Raw genomic sequence first — 16,233 nt, forward strand, 5'->3', positions numbered from 1 at the left:
CGGTGACGATCACTGACGTCGCACTCAGCACGATCGCGCGCGAGGCGTTGCGGTCCGTCGATGGACTCGAAACTGGCGGCATCCTGCTCGGGAACGACGCGACTGATGGGATCGACATCCGACACGCCGGCGGACCTGGACCCAACGCCACCCGCGGCGAACGCACCTTTATGCGAGACCTCGACCATGCCCGGCGTCTCGCGGACTACGCCTGGTCGGAGGACCGTAGCCAGTGGATAGGCGAATGGCACACCCACCCGACCGGAGGACTCTCCCCGAGCGAGGTTGATCTCCACTCCTACATGCGCCATCTGCACGACCCCGAACTGGGGTTCGACAAGTTCGTCGCGATCATCGCTGGATTCGATTCATCGACACGAGTGGTCGTTGCAATTTGGCTCGTAGAACGGGACCGCATCTTGGCAGTGTCACCCGAGAGGCTTCCTACGGCGCCTGCTGTAAACAGCCCGCACGCCAGTGACGCGGTGAGGCACGCCACCTTCGTAACTGAAGAACACAAGGAGACGCCATGACATCCGATTCCGCCGCCCCTGACCCAGCAGACCCTGTCTTCATCTCGTACCGCCAGAAGGACGGTACTGGTGTTGCTACGGAGCTCGCCTGGCTCCTCCGGGCCGCCGGCATCCCTGTCTGGCGGGACCGAGACGATCTGCCGCCAGGCGACACCGAGGCCCGACTCAAGCAAGCGATAGCGGCCGGCATCTCCGGCGGCGTTCTCGTGACGACACCGGACGTGGTGAACAGCAGAGTCGTGAAGACGTTGGAAGCACCTCAACTCCTTGAGCTACACCGCGACCACGAAGTGTTTGCACTTGGCATCATCAACTCGGTGAAGACAGACGACGGCGGAACAGATTACGACGCTCCCGACCGGCTCCTAGAGATTCGTCCCGGCACCTTGAGCGGTGTAGATCAGCAATCCGCCGAGCGCGATGGTCTGCTGGCATTGATCCGCAGTTTGGTCTGGCACCGGATCGCGTCTCTTCGCAAGCGAATCGAGACAACCGACCAGACGTTCCACCTGAGCCTCCAGACCAGGAACACGCCACAGGTCTATGACCGAACCGGTGACGAACTGGACATCCGGCTCATGCCCTCCGATCACGAACGGCTTCCGAGCGCCGATGGGCTCCGAGACCTCAAGGACACCATCGGTCTCCTCCCCGATGCCGTGACCCGTTCCGGGGCACATCGCCTACGTGTTGCTGGAGGGGCTCATCTCTCCGTGGCCTTCGCGGTCGGGGCGGCCTTGCCTTCGTCTCGAATCGGACACATGGACGTGATCGACCAACAGGGCGCCACCTGGTCGAGCGATGGCGAAGCGCGGTTCATCACGCAAACGCAAGTGCAAATCGCAGATCAAGGCGGCGAGCCATCGGCGATCACGGCCGGCCGTCCCTCCGTAGCCGTGTATGTCGATCTCCTGCCCCAACTCAGCGACACCGCCTTCACCCGCTATATCGAAGACCATAGGCCGTTTCTCGCGGCCTGGCGTCATCTCACAAGTGCGAGCGGCACGCTCCTCGACCCCACTGATGCAGGCCTGATCGCCGCCGACGTCGCCGCGCACATCCGTGCCCTGTCGAACGACAACTCCAACGCCGAGGTGCACCTCCTGCTGCGGTGCCCGTTCCCACTTGCGCTTCTCATCGGGCGATTGACCAACACCCTGCGTGTAGTAGTCCATGAATGGGACGACTCCGACCCCATCGACGGTGAAGACTACCGCGCAAGGTACGTGCCCACCATGCGTTTACGTACGTCTGCAAGATCAGGTGTCATCGAAGATGTGCTCCTCCCGGATGCGTCTTGACTGCGCCAACCGACCTCGCGGTCGCCCGTAACACCATGTTGAGCGTCACTCTCGCGTGGAGGATTCGCTCGACGTCTAGACAACGGCGCTCCGAAGGACACGGACGTCTATGAGCTTCTCGCGCGATCCGGGCTTGCCCTACTCGGCATTCACTCAAGCGTGCCGCGCCTTCAAACCCAGCGAGCTGATCCCGGCGATCGCGCAGGCCTCGGCCTCGCTCGGCGAACCGCCGTATCCAGATGCTGTGAAACATCGGATGCCGCCGTGGGGATTGGCTGCGGCCGCGCGAGATTCGCTTCTCTACGGCAATGAGTATCGCTCAAAGGCCGTCGATGAGAAGGCGCTGCGGAAGCTGATGCACAAGTTCCAGATCGCGATGGACATCGACGATGCTGATGTGGGGTCCGAGGACTTCCTCGTCAAACTGATGACTCGGGTCACGTACGAGCAGTTCCCCTACCAGGAGTCGATGTTCGAGGAACTTGCTCGCTCCCACGCCTGGATGGTCGAGGGTCTGCCCGACGTCGAGACCCGAGTGATCACGGAGGACTCGCTGGCGGCCATGCTCGACGGAATTCCGTTCCGCGAGGCGATCGGCGCGACGTTCTTCCTCCAAGTGGGTGCCTTCCAGAACGGTGGAGCATACAAGCCTGGCTGGCTGGATCAGCCAAACTTCACTGAAGTGCTGAAGCTCTATCCGCGGACGAACATAGAGAAGATCGCCTCTCGACTCACCACGACACCCGCAGCCTTTCGGACTGCTTTCAACGACCACTCGGTCGGAACAGCCACAGCGGCCCGATTCGATTACAACCCGTTGATGGCGACGCCGTTCGTGGACATGGGCGACGGGGAGCCTGTTGCTCCAGCGACGCGTCTGATCATGCGGACGGTCACGCCGGGAGGCTTGTACTACGCCGGGATGACCAAGCACGGCAAGGCTTTCGCGGATGATCTCGGAGGCCTGTTCGAGCACTACATTGGTCGACAACTCAACCTGATCGAAGACGCGGAGGTCGAACCCGAGATTGTCTTCGGCAAGGGTGGCGGTCACAAGAGCGTTGACTGGTTTGTGATCCTGCCCAATCTGGTCATCTTAGTGGAGGTCAAGTCTCGCCGCCTCGCCCCGGCAGCACGGGCCGGCGATGCGACGCTGATGAACTCGCTCAGCGAGACCCTGGGCGGCGCACGGAAGCAGTTGACCCGGACTGTCAGCCATCTTGCTGACAGTCACCCGGCGTTCACGCACATCCCAACGGACCGCCCCATGTTGGGGTTGATCGTCACGGCGGAGCCGTTCTATACCGGGGCCGCGTACCTTCTCGACCATGACGTTGCGGTCATCCCCGGCGGGAGGCTCCCAGATGTTCCTGTAGCCGCGGCGAGCGCGCGTGAAGTCGAGTGGCTCGTGACGCACGGCAAAGACGTTGAGCCGCTGCTCCTCGCAGAGATAGCGAAGAGTGCAGGAGGTGTCGTCAGCCTGCGTGACATCGGTAAGAACGCTGATACCGAGAATCCGATTCTGCTGAACGCTTGGAATGCGTATCCCTGGCCGACCGGCGAAGGTGATGGCGATGGCGATGGCGAATCATCAGCGACGCCGTTCGGCAACGGCTGACCCTCACAATCGAATCAAGTCGACTGCAAGCTTCGGAAGTGCCGAATTGCGCCACACTTACAACGAGCGCTCGATGTCCTCGCGTCCCGGTGAATGCTGCGGTACATCGCTCGCTTGGATGATGAAGCCACGTGCTCGATCGAAAGCAGTTCGTGCACGGGCGGCGTCAATGCTCTGCGCCGTGGACTGCGGCGGCGGTCCCAGAGGTCGGGCATCCGTGACGCCGTATCTGTCGCGGTAGGCCGCAACGGTGCGCCCGTAACGTCGCCACGCAGTGGCTTGGCGCTGATCGCGGGGTGGCTCGCCAAGATGCTGCACCCACGCTTCGCCGGTCTCGCGTGCGGTGTCGAGCACGGCATCAGCGCGAGCTTCGATCATCTCGCGCCGCTCATCGAGGGCCTGCCGCATATCGTCGGTCATCGGGCCGTCCGCAGCCGGGATCAGTCCGGCGATCAGCCGCGGCGTCTTGCGAGCACGACCCGAGCCCGCCGGGCGGGCGGTGGCGCGCGCAACGCGGTAGTGCAGCACGGAGGCGATGTCGTCGGCGTCGGTGAATCCGCGCGCGGCGGCCAGGCGCGGAAACAGGGTGTCGACGTTGTGGTGGTTGGCCTCGGCGCGGCGCAGTTCGGCGGTGAGTGCGCCGAACGCCTCGGACTCGATCGCGGTGTCGGCTTGTTCGGCGGTGAGGCCGGAGGATCGGATGAGGGTGGCCCAGCGGTCTCGTTGGGCTGCGGCGGCGATGGTCTCGTACTCGGCGGCGAGCTGGGCGATCGACCCCCAGTTCTCCTGTTCGGCAGTGATGGTCTGGTGCGCGGACAACTCAGCACCCACATGCTGGAGCACCCCGAACAACACCGACCGGCCGGTGGCGTCGGGATTCTCGCCGGGATGCGGCTGGGCGTGCTCGTCGGCCCGGTCGAGCATCACGTAGGCGTGGTTGGACTGCTTGCCGCGGGTCATCGCGACGTAGAAGTTCTCCCTCGTCGTGGTCGGCTCCACCAGCACATGCGCGGTATCGACAGTGACGCCTTGCGCCCTGTGGGCGGTGACCGCGTATCCCAGATCGACGTGATCGGCCACGTAGGAGGCGGGGAGGGCAATTGAGCCGCCGAACCGGTGGCCGGTCTTGCGGATCGTGACCGAGCCGTCGTCGCGGACGCCGGTGATGGTCCAGGTGTCACCGTTGCGCACCCACGTCTTCCCGTTGCGGAGGCGGCGGTCGTTGCGGCGGGTGATGATCGTGTCCCCGACCCCAGCAGTGGTGCCGTCGTTAAGCTTGACCTCCCGACCAGGTGTCAACGTGCCGTCGAGAATCAGATCGGCACGAGCGCGCTGGTTGAGGGCGCTCACGTGGTCGCGGGTCTCGGCGACCAGCACCGACACCAAGCCTTGGTTCCGGTCGGCGCGCCAGGCGGTGTAGGCGGCGTCGGTCATCGCCTCGGCGTCGCCGTCGTGGATGCGGTCGTGGGCGAGGTAGGTGTCGATCACCTGCGTGCGACCGTGGCGCAGTGCCAGGGAGGCGATCTTCTCCCACTCGTTGGTGAACCGGTGCACGTCGACCAGCTCGGGCGCATCGTCCCGGTCACCCACGAGGAGCCCGAACGCGCCACCGGCGTCCACCGACTGGAGCTGGGCGAAGTCGCCCACCAGCAACACCTTCGCCCCGGCCCGCTCGGCCAGGTGCGTGATCCGCTCCAACGAGAGCGTGCCGGCCAGAGAGGCTTCATCGATGATGACAAGCTGACCCGCCTGGAAGTCGGTGCCGTGGACGAGGTGGTTCTGCCACCACTTCGCCGTGTTCTCCGTCGCGATTCCCAAGTCCTCGGCGAGGACCTGCGCGGCCACCGCGGACGGTGCCAGCCCGACCACGGACCCGGCACCGTGCGCCTTCTCCCACGCCCGCCGCAACGCCGACATCGCCGTCGTCTTCCCGGCGCCGGCCGGGCCGACCAGCACGTCGAGCAAGCGCCCGGAGACCGCGATGCGTGTCAGCGCCTCCGCCTGGTCGGCACCGAGCATCCGTCCCTGACGGTCGGGCTTGGTGGTGATCTTCTCGACCGTCGCCACCGACACGGTCGGCGCGGTCAGGGTGCGGGTGCGGTCGAGCAGCCGGTCCTCGGCCGCGAGGAGTTCCTCGGAGGAGAACACGGTCGAGTGCTTCGGCCGGAACACGCTGGTGCCGTCCACGCGGCGGAACACGGCTGGGCTGGTCGCCAGGTCCGGCGGTGTCAGCCGCAACGACACAGCTTCGGCGGCGTCGGCGACCATCGCGACGATCGCCTCCCGGTCCTGCATGGACGCGAAGCGCCACCCCATAGTCTGCCGGGACGCCTCGGCCATCAGGTTCCACCGCCGCCACGTCGAGCGCTTCTCACCCACCACGCCGATCACGCTCCGGCCGAGATCGGCGACCACGTCCAAAGGCACGTCGTCAGCGCGCAACAGCAACGGCTTGTCGTTGTCTGTCACCTCACGCGCCCAGGCCGTCGCGTCGGTTCCGAGCACTCCGGCGGCGCGGGTGCGCCACTCGGTGGTGAGGTCGGCAAGCGACCGGACCTTCTTCTCCGGACGCGTGGCGAGGGTGGCTTGGGCGCGGAGCTTGATGATCGTCGCCGTCGAGGGCTGGCGGCCGTGCCGGGCGACGTAGTCGGCGATCAGTCGGTCCTTCTCCACCTCGATGTGCCGCGCTCGGGTGGAGAACTCGGCTACCAGCTCCTCCGGCACGCTGCTGATCGCCCAGGCGGGATTGCGGTCCCGGCCCATGTCGCGAGCCTCCCATTCGACGCCGAAGCTGCGGGTCATGTGGTCGGCGAACACCGCCTCGTGCAGCTCCGACAGGGCGACCACCGCGGCGTGCATCGGCCGCCCATCCAAGCTCCGCCACTTCCCGTCCAGCACGGTCTGCACCTTGTTGCTGATCACGACATGGGTGTGCAGATGAGGATCACCCGAGCGGGAGTCGAAGTGATCGAACGCCGTCGCCACCAAGCCGGCGACATCGACCTGCGCAACGGCCCCGTCGCCCGCGGTTGCACCGGTGCGGGTGGCCGCAACCTCCCGCTCCATGAACGCAACCACCTCCGCAACCGCCCGATGATGCGCCTCCCCGATCAACGCCTGGGTGCCGGCGTCGGCCACCGCCCACAACGCCGAGGCCGACTTCGGGACCGAGAACGTGAAGTCGAACCCCGCCACCGCACGACGCTTCCCACGCTCGGCCTCCTCGGCCTCGATCCGCGCGACCGCCTCACCTTTCGCGCCCGGACTCAGCGATGGGTCGAGATCGGCGATCCGCGCCTCGACCCGCTCCGGAACCGACTTGTAGACCGGGAACGCGAGGCCGAGCGGGTCGCCGGTGATCGGATCACGGCCCATCCCCATCACGAGCTGAAGCTGGGCCTCCGACACCCGATCACCGACCGCGAGCTGACCCTTGCCGAGCGCGGCGACCCCAGAGCCGAGCCACTGCCCCGGTGGGGTACCTTCCTCCGCGTAGTACCGCGTCAACGGCGTCGAAAGCGACCGATCACCGTCCGCTGCCGCAACGGAGCGCAGCAGGTATTTGTACCCGTCCCCAGCACTCATCACCCGCATCGACACCGTCATGGTGACAAGGTGCGAGCTCCAGTTCACGGCAGCGGGCGGCCGACAGTTCACAGCGGAGGCGGGCGCGCGCGGCGACACCACGAGTGCCGCCGTGATCCCGTGGGCGCCCTGATTCGCAGAGGCGCTCTTTCACACCGCCGTGAGGCGGTGAGGCTAGCAAGTGGTGTTCATGGCGTCTGTCCTCGGGCTGATGGCACCAGTAACTCCGTCAACGACCGGCTCCGAGAGGGCGGCCATGAGCCGTCTGGTGTCATCCATGCCCGCCAGCAACCACAGCACTTTCGCTCGGGGACGCCGACCTCGACCCTCGTAGCGAGGCCGTCGAGGATATGCCCGTTCTCGTCGCGCACATCAGCGGCCGCGTGAAAGCTAGAGTCCGCATCCATAGACGTGGCCGCTCGGTCGCTTGGCGGCGGAGTTGGCGGTGAAGTCTCCGGACTGACGGCTGGGGTCGCTCCGGTGCAGGTCGGTTATCGGGCGAGCCGATGAAATCCCCCTCCGCCGGGCAGCGAGGCTCGCGCTGACATGCGGCGCGATTGCGAACCCCGCGCCGACTAAGCAGAGGAGACCACCAAGAGCCGCCAGGGGCGGAGGAGTTTCGCCGAGGACCACCCACGACATGACGACGACGAGCGCGGGCACGACGAGCGACGAGGTGCTCAGCACTCCCGCCGGGGTGTGAGTCAGCGCGTATCCCCAGAGAACGAAGGCGATCGCGGTGGGGAAAACGCCGAGGTACACGATGACGAGGACCGCCCCGAGCGGTGCCTCGGCTACCTGTCGGCCAAGCTCCGGGGCAAATGGCACGCACGCCAGGGCGGCGAACATGATCCCGATCACCGTCATCGTGGTCGAGTCGATGACGCGAAGAATCCGCTTCTGAGCGAGGACTGCACCGGCGTAGATCAGCGCGGCGACCACAGCCAGAACAACACCGATGATGGAGATCCTGCCGGTCGAGGTGGCGGCGGTGATGAGAGCGATGCCACCGAGTGCGACCGCAATGCCGCATAACAGACGCACGTTCAGGCCCTCACCGAAGAACAGGCCGGAGACCACCGCGACGATGAGAGGTGCAAGGTTCACCAGCATCGCGGCCGTCGCAGCGTCGAGGTCGCGTTCGGCAGCATTAAGGACGACCGTGTAGACCGCGAACCACAGAAGTCCCCATAGGCACACCGTGCACCAGGTCCGCCACGAGCGCGGCAGGCGGATCCGGGCGACGAAGGCGAACGCGAGCATGACGGCGGCGGCTGCGCTCATGCGCAACAGCGCCATCGGCCCCGGCTCAAAGTGCTCGGCGCCGGCACGGATGACGACGAATGACGAGGCCCAGAACAGCATGGTGAGTCCGCAGGCGAACCAGGGCAGCCAGCCTGGCGCGGTAGCGAGCGAGGACGAGAGGCGCGCGGAGATGTGGCTCATAGCTCTCAGCTTGGCCTCCGCGTGGATGAAAGAGAAGCGCACGTTTGAGCACAACTGTGCAGGAATTGCGTACGCTCGGGACATGCGCGATCTCCGTCAGCTTCAGTCCTTCCGTTCGACAGCGCTGTGCGGGTCGGTCCGCGCGGCCGCGGAGCGGCTGGGCTATACGCCCTCGGCCGTGAGCGCCCAGATCCGAGCCCTGGAACGCGACATCGGCTTCGATCTGTTCGTTCGCGGCGGGCGCAGACTGATCGTCAGCGAGGCCGGGTCCGAACTGGTGGCAGCGATCGACGAAGTTTTCGGCGCCGTCGCCGTGCTGGACGAGCGAATCGCCGATCTGGCTGCAGCGCGGTTGGGTTGCTTGACGATCGGCTACTTCTCCTCCGCTGGCGCCCGGTGGCTACCGGATCTCGTGGCATACCTCGAAAACACCCATCCGGCCTCCGGAGTGCGCCTCGAACTCACCGACGGCCACGTGAAGCCAGCAGGCTTCGAGGTGCAACTTGTCGTGACAGCGGAACGCGAACTCGCGACGCCCTCCGGGATGAGCAGTCGGATTCTGCTCGCGGACGACTATGTGGCCGCCGTTCCGACCGGCCACGAGTGCACTCGGCTCTCCGCGGTTTCCCTGGCGCAGTTGCGCGCTCTGCCATGGATCGACAACGAACTGCGCGACAGTAGCTGCAGACAGATGCTGATCGACGCCTGCCGGTCTGCCGGCGTTGAACCGGTGTTCCGGCATCAGGCACACGACTACGCCACAGCGCTCGACATGGTCGACCGGGGACTTGGCGCCACGGTCCTGCCGCGGCTGGGACTCCGCGGAACTCGGGAGCACGTCTCGGTAATCGAAATCCTCACCCCGCGCCCGGTCCGGTTCATCCACGTCGTCTACGTCAACAACGGACCGCTCGCGGCGATGGCCGCCGATGCCGTCCGCGCTCTCGGAGATCTCATCACCCCCGGCTGAGGCACGTTCTCCCCTGAGCTTCCAGAATTCACATTGCTGAGCCGTCTTCCATCGCATGGCCACCACCAACGTAAGCATTCGCCCGGCCAGCACCTACCTGCGCCCTGCTCGGGTTACGAGTTGAGGCTGCAGCACCAGCACCAAGTCCGGGTAAGGTTCCAGCGATCAGGACGCAGCTACGTCTGCTCCCCTACGGGGTACCTTCCTCCGCGCAATACCGCGTCAACGGAGTGGAGAGCGAGCGGTCGCCATCCGCGGCGACCACGCTACGAAGCAGATACTTGTGGCCGTCGCCGGCGCTCATCACCCGCATCGAGACCGTCATGCACGTCAGGTGCGCACTGCGCCGGTAGCCTCACGATCGTTATGCAGCGGGGCGGCGGTGGCTGGCCGCTACAGGGTCGTGCCCGTGAGCGGGCAGCTTTGCTGGCCGCCTATGGGAAGATGCGAATGTCCTGTGGACGGTCCTTCGTGGACGAGGCGTCGGTACCGACTCGGGGTGACGCCGACGGCCTCGCGGAACACCCGGGCGGCATGTCCACGGCTGTGCCATCCCACTTCACGCATCGCGGCCTCGATGGGGAGGTCGGTCTGTCGCAGGAGTCGCGTCAGGTTCTCCACCCGGATTGTTGCGAGGCAGCCCAGGGGTGTCTTGCCGTAGGTCTGGACGAATACTCGGCCGAGCTGGGACGGCGAGAGATGCACGGCTGCGGCAAGCTCGCGCAGGGTCCATCGCTTGGCTGGTGCGTCACGTAGCAGGTCGATCACGGTGCGGACCTCCTCCCGCAGCGGCGCAAGTTGTCGGATCTCCGGCGCGCCACGGCGTGTAGTGCCGCGCTGAATCGAAGGTGGTGGTGTCGGCGTCGTTGTCACGTAGGGAGCGATGACGTCGAGAACGGCGAACAGCAGCGCTTGGGCGCGGTAGAAGCGTTCCGGGGCGGGGCGGTCGAGACTGAGGGTGGTCAGCTCATCGAGCCAGGGCATGATCATTCCTAGCCGTTGTTTGCCGAGCCGGAGGATCTGAGCGGGTGGGCAGAACAGCTTTGCGAGGATGTCCTGCGCGGCCCAGCGATCTGTCAGGAGGTGGGCGTACTGCCAGAACACCTGGTCGGCGACGTAGCCGCGGTCGAGGTAGATCGTCGTGACGGTGACCGCGTGCTCGGGCTCGCTCCCGCATAGCGTGCTCGCACTGAGCAGGATGACGTCGCCGGCGCTCACCGGCTTCTCACCGAACTCGCTCAGCAGGATCGCCGAGCCTGACCGGACCGCGATGAGCTTCACCCTGTCGTAAGCCACCGGTGTGATCGGGGCATGGATCGTCGTGGTCCTGACGACAATCGGAGTGAGTGCCCCACCAGCAACCGTCACGGCGTGGTGCGGCGCCAGGCCGGCTCGTGCGACATTCTTCACTAGGCGGTGTGGACGGCCTGTTTACGGCGATGATCGGCGACCATCAGGCCCGGGGCGGAACATGTCGAAGCGGTGGTGTTCGTCGAGTGTGAAGTAGGTGCCTGGCCCGCCGCCGCGCAGGACCGGGTCGGCCAGCGCGGTCTGGTAGATGCCCTCGGCCAGCAGGCCGCGGTCAATATGCACGCCCACCACCTCACCGAAGACCACGCGGGTGTCGGTGAGGGTCCCGGTGGCGGTGTGGAGGGTGACGATTTGTGTGGCGCGGCATTCGAACACCGCTTGGGATTCGGCGACGTGCGGGGTGTCGATGATGCGCGACGGCGCGGGGGTCAGGCCGGCGAGGGCGAACTCGTCGACCTCCGGGGGCGCTGCCGCCGAGGTGACGTTCATCGCTTCTGCGAGTTCTCGGGTGACCAAGTTCCAGCAGAACTGTCCGGTCGCTTCGACGTTCGCAAGAGTGTCCTTCGAGCCGTTGCTGGCGAATCCGATGATCGGCGGGGTGTAGTGGAAGGCCGTGAAGAAGCTGTACGGCGCCAGATTCAACACCCCATCGACGTTCCGGCTCGATATCCAGCCGATCGGCCGAGGCGCGATGATGGCGTTGAACGGTGAGTGCGGAAGCCCAGTCCCGGATGCGGGCTCGTAGAAGTAGTAATCTCGCTCTGCCTGGACAGTCATTGACGCCCCCTCCGTCGTTACCGTGCGGCACGGTGGTCCCTGTCGTGGAAGTGACTTTCCCGGCCCGTCTGCGCGGTCCGCACCCGGCGTGGGGACACCTGGTTTCTCGTTTCGCCCCGGCGGCCCCACGCCGCGCTGCTCTTGCAGCATGGTCAGGACTGCTGATCGGACGCTCCCGGTTCGGAATCTGTCTGGTGGGCGGTGAGCTTGGGGCTGTCGGCGAGCTTGAGCCACACAACGCCGCCGATGATGACCGCCAGCCAGAACGCCTTGGTCATCGTCAGGGTCTCGTCGAAGAAGACCGGGCCCAGGAGTGCGGCACCGATGGCGCCGATGCCTGCCCAGACGGCGTAGCCGATCCCGACGTCGATGCCTTTGAGGGCGACGCTGAGGAAGAACAGGGTGAGCAGGAAGAAGACGACGGCGACGATGGACCAGACGAGGTTGGTGAATCCCTGGCTGCCGTTGACGCTGAGTGCGTAGCCGACCTCGAACCCTCCGGCCAGCAGCAGGGCGAGCCAGGGGCCCGTCTTCTTCTCGGCGGTACCCGATGCCGGGGTGTGCGTCGTGGTGGTCATGGAGTATGTCCTTTCACAGTGTTTGCGCGGGGGTGGTTCAGGCGGTGCTGGCGAGGTTGAGCCCCACGACGCCGCCGATCACGATGGCGATGCCGAGGAACTTCTTCCACGTCAGGCGCTGGCTGAGGAAGAGTGCACCGACGATGACGATCCCGACGCCGGCCAGCGAGGTCCACAGCGCGTAGCCGACGCCGACGTCGAAGGTCAACAGCGCGAGGCTGAGGAAGAAGGTGGCAATCCCTCCGCTGACCAGGGTTGCGATGGTCCACCACAGCCTGGTGAAACCCTGCGCCTTGCCGGCAGAGATGCCGACGGCGACTTCGAAGATGACGGCAATGCCGAGGTAGAGCCAGCTCATGATGGTGTTCCTTTACGTCAGTTCGTTGTGTGAGCGCCCTTGTCAGCGCCCGTGAAGTGTGTAGTTGTGGAGGTACCTGGTGAAGGGCTCTGCGCCCCGCTCAACGGGCAGGTGACGCAGGAGGCCGGCGCGCAACTCGTCGGTGATCTCCAGCGCCGGGTAGCTGCCGCGGTAGTCGAAGCCGAAGTCCGCGACCGCATCGCGGTCAACGGCGACGTGGATGGCGTCAACGCGGTGGTCGATCGCGAAGCGGTAGCACAAGCCGCAGGGCTCCCCGGTGGCCAACAACGCGGTCCCGGCCAGACTTTGAATCCCGTGCGAGACCATCGCGTCTCGCATCGCCACGATCTCGGCGTGTGCGCTCGGGTCACCGGTTTCATGCACCCGGTTGACGCCGAACTCGGAGACGACCCCGCCCTGATCCACGACGACGCCGACGAAGGGCAGACCACCGGTCGTAACGTGCGCGATGCACTCCTCGACCGCCCGCTCCATGACCGCCCGCAACCGGGCCGGCCTCACGGCTCGGGCCTCGGAGGGACGTCCTGTGCGGTGAGCTGGTCGACGACCTTCTTCAACCGGGTCGCGCTGGGCACTCCACGCAGCAGTTGGCCCTCGACAACGATGCCCGGCACCGCTTCGATCCCGACGGTGTTCACCGCATAGTCCTGATCAGCGCGCTGCCGGTCCCGGCGCTGATCGCTGTGCAGGGCCTCTTCCACTTGGGAGCGGTCCAAGCCCACCGAGAGCGCCACCTCGATGATCACGGCGTCGTGGCCGATATCGCGGTCGTCCTGGAAGAACGCTTTGAACATTGCCTCGGTGTACTCCTCGGCCTTGCCCTGTTCCTGAGCCAGCTGCAGCACCATGAACGCCTTCTCGGTGCGCGGCTGCGGAGAAATCGACGGCAAGGTGATATCGACGCCCAGACGCTCGGCCATCGGATACACCGAGGACTTCCACACCCGCGGCAGGTACTCATCCTCCGGCCGCAGAGTCGGCACCGGATCAGGCCGTAGCTCGAACGGCCGAATCCGCACTTCCACATCCCGGTCACGCTTCAACTCCTCGACCGCTCCCTCGACCAGGAAGCAGAACGGGCACACGTAGTCCACGAAGACATCGACCTGCGTACTCACCTGATGGGCTCCTTCTCGCGTTGTCATTCTTGCCGATTTACTTACATGTACATGCATGTACTACTCCAAAGGATCTGGCGGGTGCCGTGCGGATTCAGGACCCGATCACCGCTCCGACCTCATCCAGGGCGCGGCCGAGCTGCCCCGCATCAAGGTGCGGAAAGTGCAGCGACGGCCGGTCCAGCAATTCCCGAACCCGGCCCTCGTAGGGTTCCCGCACCTGGCGCAGCAGCCCCTCTCCCTGCTCAGTAATCACTGCGTACACACCGCGCCCGTCGTCCTCGCAGACATCTCGGCGAGCAAACCCCTTGGCCTCCAACCGACTGACCAGGCGGGTCGCCGAACTCTGGGTCAACCCCACGCGCTGCGCGAGGTCATTGACGCGCAGTTCCTTGTCTGACGACTGACTCACGAAGACCAGGGCGCGGAACTCCGTCAGCCCGACCCGGTGCGTGTCCGCGAGCCACTTGTCCAAACTCGCATCCACCGCCGACGCGAACGCGGCGACCTTCGACCAAGCGGCGCTGACACCGCTGCCGAGCGAAACCTCTGTTGCGTCTGTCTGCATGTGCATGCATGTACCGTATCACGACCTATCCCTGCCAGGAAACGGGCCGGTCGCCTTCACCGCGCAGGGTCGAATGCCGAGGTGCTCACCCCTGGTCGGACGCGAGCTTCTCAAGGCGAGATCAGGTACGGACTGAGCGTCCTCCCCAATACGTCAAGGCCCGCATCGGCAAGTTGCTGGCGAAGGTTCACTCCGGCGACCGCGCTCACTTGGTGATCGCCGTCTACGACCATCGTCTCATTACGCCGATCCACCGAGGATAATCCGCCGACCGCGAGGCCGACGCGTGCCACCGACACTGGCCACCCTGCACGACGCCAGTGTTCGAGTCGGCATCGAGCAATCACGACGCGACTACTTTTGCTCCCCTACGGGGTGCCCGCCTCCACGTAGTACCTCGTCAGCGGCGTCGACAGCGAACGGTCCCCATCAGCGGCGGCCACCGTGCGCAGCAGGTACTTGTAGCCATCGCCGGCACTCATCACCCGCATCGAAACCGTCACGCTGCGAGGTGCGCGCTCGCCCACATGCCAACGCCGGTCACATCGATAGAGTCACAGCATGAGAAAAGCGTCGCCCAACGATGTAGCTGCGGCCTTCACCACGGCGACGGCCGACGCACTCGCGGACTGGGAGACGATCGACGCAGCGCTTGCGTCGCAGTCGCTTAGCCTCCGCCGTCGAGCAGCCTCTGACGCCTTCCTCTCGCTAGCTGTCTCGTGGGAGTCGTTCCTCTCACGCTGGTTGGTCGCCGCAGTGAACAAGGATGCGTCGCAGGCCGTGAGGCAACTCGCAACCCGCTTGCAAGAGCACGCGGAGGAGGAGCTTCGTGTCCCTAGCTCACATCTTGCAGCGACCCTCATCACGCAGTCTCACTTCAGCCTGAATCTGGTTCGCCAGCTATTGGACCCGCAGGAGAACAACATCGTGATTCGTGAACACGGCGATCTCGATAAGTTCGCTCGGCGGTGGCTCGCCGACCCTTACCGGACGGCACTGGGTGGAATCTCCTCGTTTCAGTTCAAACCCGTGCTCGCCACCCGACTCATTCGCAACGCGCTCGCACACCAGTCTGAGTCCGCACTCAAGCGAGCGAACGATGAGCTACGGAAGAGCACAGTGCCTTTAGGCCTTCGAGTGACTGGAGATCGTCGGCTCAGCGTGGACGGATGGCGGCGCTATCTTCTTTCAATCAGCAGCACCCGCCCGAGAATCGCCGTGCTACACGACGAACTTGTGGCAGTCGCGGGTCTGCTCGTCGTTCCGTGACGCGGCTGGCCGTACCGTAGCGGCTCGATCTACCTCGACCTGCAAGACGCGTGGCAGTTCCGATGGTGGGCTGAGCGAGAGACGGATCGGGGTCGGGCCGACGGCCGGGAGTGGGCGTGCCTGGTCGTGTTGTCAGCGAGGCATCGGCGGCCGTTGATCGGGGTCGCGCACCTGGCAGGTGATCAGCCCGGCGAAGGGGTCCGCGAGGGGTTCGGGTCCGGGATCACCGAACCGCCGGAGCCCTCATGCGCAACCACTCGGTTCCACCCGAGGGCTGTCGTCTGCGGGTCGGGTCGCTGTTTTCCGGATACGGCGGCCTCGACTTCGCCGTCGAGCACGTCTTCGACGCTGAGACGATCTGGTTCTTCGAGATCGATTAGCCCTCACCCGGGTCTTCGCCCACTACTGGCCCGACGCGCCGAACCTAGGTGCCGTCACCACCATCGACTGAAACGCCGTCGAACCGGTGGAGATCCCCTGCGAAGGATTCCCCTGACAGAACGTATCCACTGCCGGCAAGCAGGCCGACCTCGCGCCCAGCACTCACTCGGGGTTCTGGTCGCACATGGGGCCGCAATCGAGGCCTTGCCCCCGGAGTTCGTGGTGATCGAGAACGGTCGTGGTCTGCTCTTCGCACCGGCAGTCCGCAACCTTCCCGGAGGCGCAACCGATTCCCGATGCAACCCCACCACCGCAGCCCCGGCGACGATGCAAGTGCGATCCTTCGCCAGGTGGAACCCGCCCCGTGGCAACTGGGAGAGGGCTCAGTCCGGGGCTGGC

The 16,233-nt window shown here is 65.5% G+C and carries 15 protein-coding genes; 6 read left to right on the forward strand and 9 right to left on the reverse strand.

What is annotated here, in order from left to right; translation table 11 throughout:
• The first annotated feature begins 2 nt into the window (after window positions 1-2).
• The 3 genes from IEW13_RS09215 to IEW13_RS09225 all read left to right on the forward strand — a co-directional run bounded on the left by IEW13_RS09215 (window position 3) and on the right by IEW13_RS09225 (window position 3,452).
• Window positions 3-533: a Mov34/MPN/PAD-1 family protein gene (locus IEW13_RS09215; RefSeq protein ID WP_188550645.1), complete on the forward strand. Its 531-nt coding sequence runs from the start codon at window positions 3-5 to the stop codon at window positions 531-533.
• Window positions 530-1,834: an SAVED domain-containing protein gene (locus IEW13_RS09220; RefSeq protein ID WP_188550646.1), complete on the forward strand. Its 1,305-nt coding sequence runs from the start codon at window positions 530-532 to the stop codon at window positions 1,832-1,834. Before IEW13_RS09215 ends, IEW13_RS09220 begins: the two co-directional genes overlap by 4 nt.
• A 109-nt stretch (window positions 1,835-1,943) precedes the next feature.
• Window positions 1,944-3,452 carry a hypothetical protein gene (locus IEW13_RS09225; protein ID WP_188550647.1) on the forward strand — a complete coding sequence of 503 codons (1,509 nt, stop codon included), beginning with the start codon at window positions 1,944-1,946 and terminating at the stop codon, window positions 3,450-3,452.
• Between the two features lie 57 nt (window positions 3,453-3,509).
• On the opposite strand, the gene mobF is transcribed toward IEW13_RS09225, so the two are convergent.
• Together mobF and IEW13_RS09235 are read right to left on the reverse strand one after the other, a co-directional pair.
• A complete protein-coding gene (mobF, locus tag IEW13_RS09230) occupies window positions 3,510-7,058 on the reverse strand; it encodes a MobF family relaxase (RefSeq protein WP_188550648.1) in 3,549 nt (1,182 codons plus the stop codon).
• Window positions 7,059-7,427: 369 nt separating this feature from the next.
• Complete coding sequence (locus IEW13_RS09235; RefSeq protein ID WP_188550649.1) at window positions 7,428-8,483, reverse strand: DMT family transporter; 1,056 nt, start codon at window positions 8,481-8,483, stop codon at window positions 7,428-7,430.
• A 25-nt stretch (window positions 8,484-8,508) separates the two neighbouring features.
• Between IEW13_RS09235 and IEW13_RS09240 the strand changes: the two genes are divergently transcribed.
• The gene (locus IEW13_RS09240; protein ID WP_188550650.1) at window positions 8,509-9,453 is read left to right on the forward strand and encodes a LysR family transcriptional regulator; all 945 of its coding nucleotides are present in this window, start codon (window positions 8,509-8,511) and stop codon (window positions 9,451-9,453) included.
• 393 nt (window positions 9,454-9,846) lie between these two features.
• Here IEW13_RS09240 and IEW13_RS09245 read toward each other — a convergent pair whose 3' ends face one another.
• The 7 genes from IEW13_RS09245 to IEW13_RS09275 all read right to left on the reverse strand — a co-directional run bounded on the left by IEW13_RS09245 (window position 9,847) and on the right by IEW13_RS09275 (window position 14,190).
• Window positions 9,847-10,734 carry a helix-turn-helix domain-containing protein gene (locus IEW13_RS09245; protein ID WP_229745051.1) on the reverse strand — a complete coding sequence of 296 codons (888 nt, stop codon included), beginning with the start codon at window positions 10,732-10,734 and terminating at the stop codon, window positions 9,847-9,849.
• Between the two features lie 150 nt (window positions 10,735-10,884).
• Window positions 10,885-11,541 carry a flavin reductase family protein gene (locus IEW13_RS09250; protein ID WP_188550651.1) on the reverse strand — a complete coding sequence of 219 codons (657 nt, stop codon included), beginning with the start codon at window positions 11,539-11,541 and terminating at the stop codon, window positions 10,885-10,887.
• Window positions 11,542-11,693: 152 nt separating this feature from the next.
• On the reverse strand, window positions 11,694-12,119 hold the full coding sequence (locus IEW13_RS09255; protein WP_188550652.1) for a DMT family transporter: 426 nt from the start codon (window positions 12,117-12,119) through the stop codon (window positions 11,694-11,696).
• Between the two features lie 37 nt (window positions 12,120-12,156).
• Window positions 12,157-12,477 (reverse strand): DMT family transporter, encoded by a 321-nt coding sequence (locus tag IEW13_RS09260; protein WP_188550653.1) that lies wholly within the window; start codon window positions 12,475-12,477, stop codon window positions 12,157-12,159.
• Window positions 12,478-12,519: 42 nt separating this feature from the next.
• Window positions 12,520-12,972, reverse strand: coding sequence for a tRNA-specific adenosine deaminase (locus IEW13_RS09265; protein WP_188550654.1), 453 nt, complete (start codon window positions 12,970-12,972; stop codon window positions 12,520-12,522).
• Window positions 12,973-12,995: 23 nt separating this feature from the next.
• Complete coding sequence (locus IEW13_RS09270) at window positions 12,996-13,616, reverse strand: DsbA family oxidoreductase (protein WP_188550655.1); 621 nt, start codon at window positions 13,614-13,616, stop codon at window positions 12,996-12,998.
• A 94-nt stretch (window positions 13,617-13,710) separates the two neighbouring features.
• Window positions 13,711-14,190 carry a MarR family winged helix-turn-helix transcriptional regulator gene (locus tag IEW13_RS09275; RefSeq protein ID WP_188550656.1) on the reverse strand — a complete coding sequence of 160 codons (480 nt, stop codon included), beginning with the start codon at window positions 14,188-14,190 and terminating at the stop codon, window positions 13,711-13,713.
• A 555-nt stretch (window positions 14,191-14,745) separates the two neighbouring features.
• On the opposite strand from IEW13_RS09275, the gene IEW13_RS09280 reads away from it, so the two are divergent.
• A complete protein-coding gene (locus IEW13_RS09280; RefSeq protein ID WP_188550657.1) occupies window positions 14,746-15,453 on the forward strand; it encodes a hypothetical protein in 708 nt (235 codons plus the stop codon).
• A 245-nt stretch (window positions 15,454-15,698) separates the two neighbouring features.
• Complete coding sequence (locus IEW13_RS17660) at window positions 15,699-15,833, forward strand: hypothetical protein (protein WP_255662370.1); 135 nt, start codon at window positions 15,699-15,701, stop codon at window positions 15,831-15,833.
• Window positions 15,834-16,233 lie beyond the last annotated feature (400 nt).

This window comes from Sediminivirga luteola (assembly GCF_014639315.1).
Taxonomy (GTDB): domain Bacteria; phylum Actinomycetota; class Actinomycetes; order Actinomycetales; family Brevibacteriaceae; genus Sediminivirga; species Sediminivirga luteola.

What these genes read in the sequence shown, in the direction of transcription:
- IEW13_RS09240 (WP_188550650.1), top strand. Translation starts at nt 8,509, where the DNA reads ATGAAAGAGAAGCGCACGTTTGAGCACAACTGTGCAGGAATTGCGTAC.
- IEW13_RS09275 (WP_188550656.1), bottom strand. Translation starts at nt 14,190, where the DNA reads ATGCACATGCAGACAGACGCAACAGAGGTTTCGCTCGGCAGCGGTGTC.
- IEW13_RS09255 (WP_188550652.1), bottom strand. Translation starts at nt 12,119, where the DNA reads ATGACCACCACGACGCACACCCCGGCATCGGGTACCGCCGAGAAGAAG.
- IEW13_RS17660 (WP_255662370.1), top strand. Translation starts at nt 15,699, where the DNA reads ATGCGCAACCACTCGGTTCCACCCGAGGGCTGTCGTCTGCGGGTCGGG.
- IEW13_RS09280 (WP_188550657.1), top strand. Translation starts at nt 14,746, where the DNA reads ATGAGAAAAGCGTCGCCCAACGATGTAGCTGCGGCCTTCACCACGGCG.
- IEW13_RS09220 (WP_188550646.1), top strand. Translation starts at nt 530, where the DNA reads ATGACATCCGATTCCGCCGCCCCTGACCCAGCAGACCCTGTCTTCATC.
- mobF (WP_188550648.1), bottom strand. Translation starts at nt 7,058, where the DNA reads ATGACGGTGTCGATGCGGGTGATGAGTGCTGGGGACGGGTACAAATAC.
- IEW13_RS09225 (WP_188550647.1), top strand. Translation starts at nt 1,944, where the DNA reads ATGAGCTTCTCGCGCGATCCGGGCTTGCCCTACTCGGCATTCACTCAA.
- IEW13_RS09235 (WP_188550649.1), bottom strand. Translation starts at nt 8,483, where the DNA reads ATGAGCCACATCTCCGCGCGCCTCTCGTCCTCGCTCGCTACCGCGCCA.
- IEW13_RS09265 (WP_188550654.1), bottom strand. Translation starts at nt 12,972, where the DNA reads ATGGAGCGGGCGGTCGAGGAGTGCATCGCGCACGTTACGACCGGTGGT.
- IEW13_RS09250 (WP_188550651.1), bottom strand. Translation starts at nt 11,541, where the DNA reads ATGACTGTCCAGGCAGAGCGAGATTACTACTTCTACGAGCCCGCATCC.
- IEW13_RS09260 (WP_188550653.1), bottom strand. Translation starts at nt 12,477, where the DNA reads ATGAGCTGGCTCTACCTCGGCATTGCCGTCATCTTCGAAGTCGCCGTC.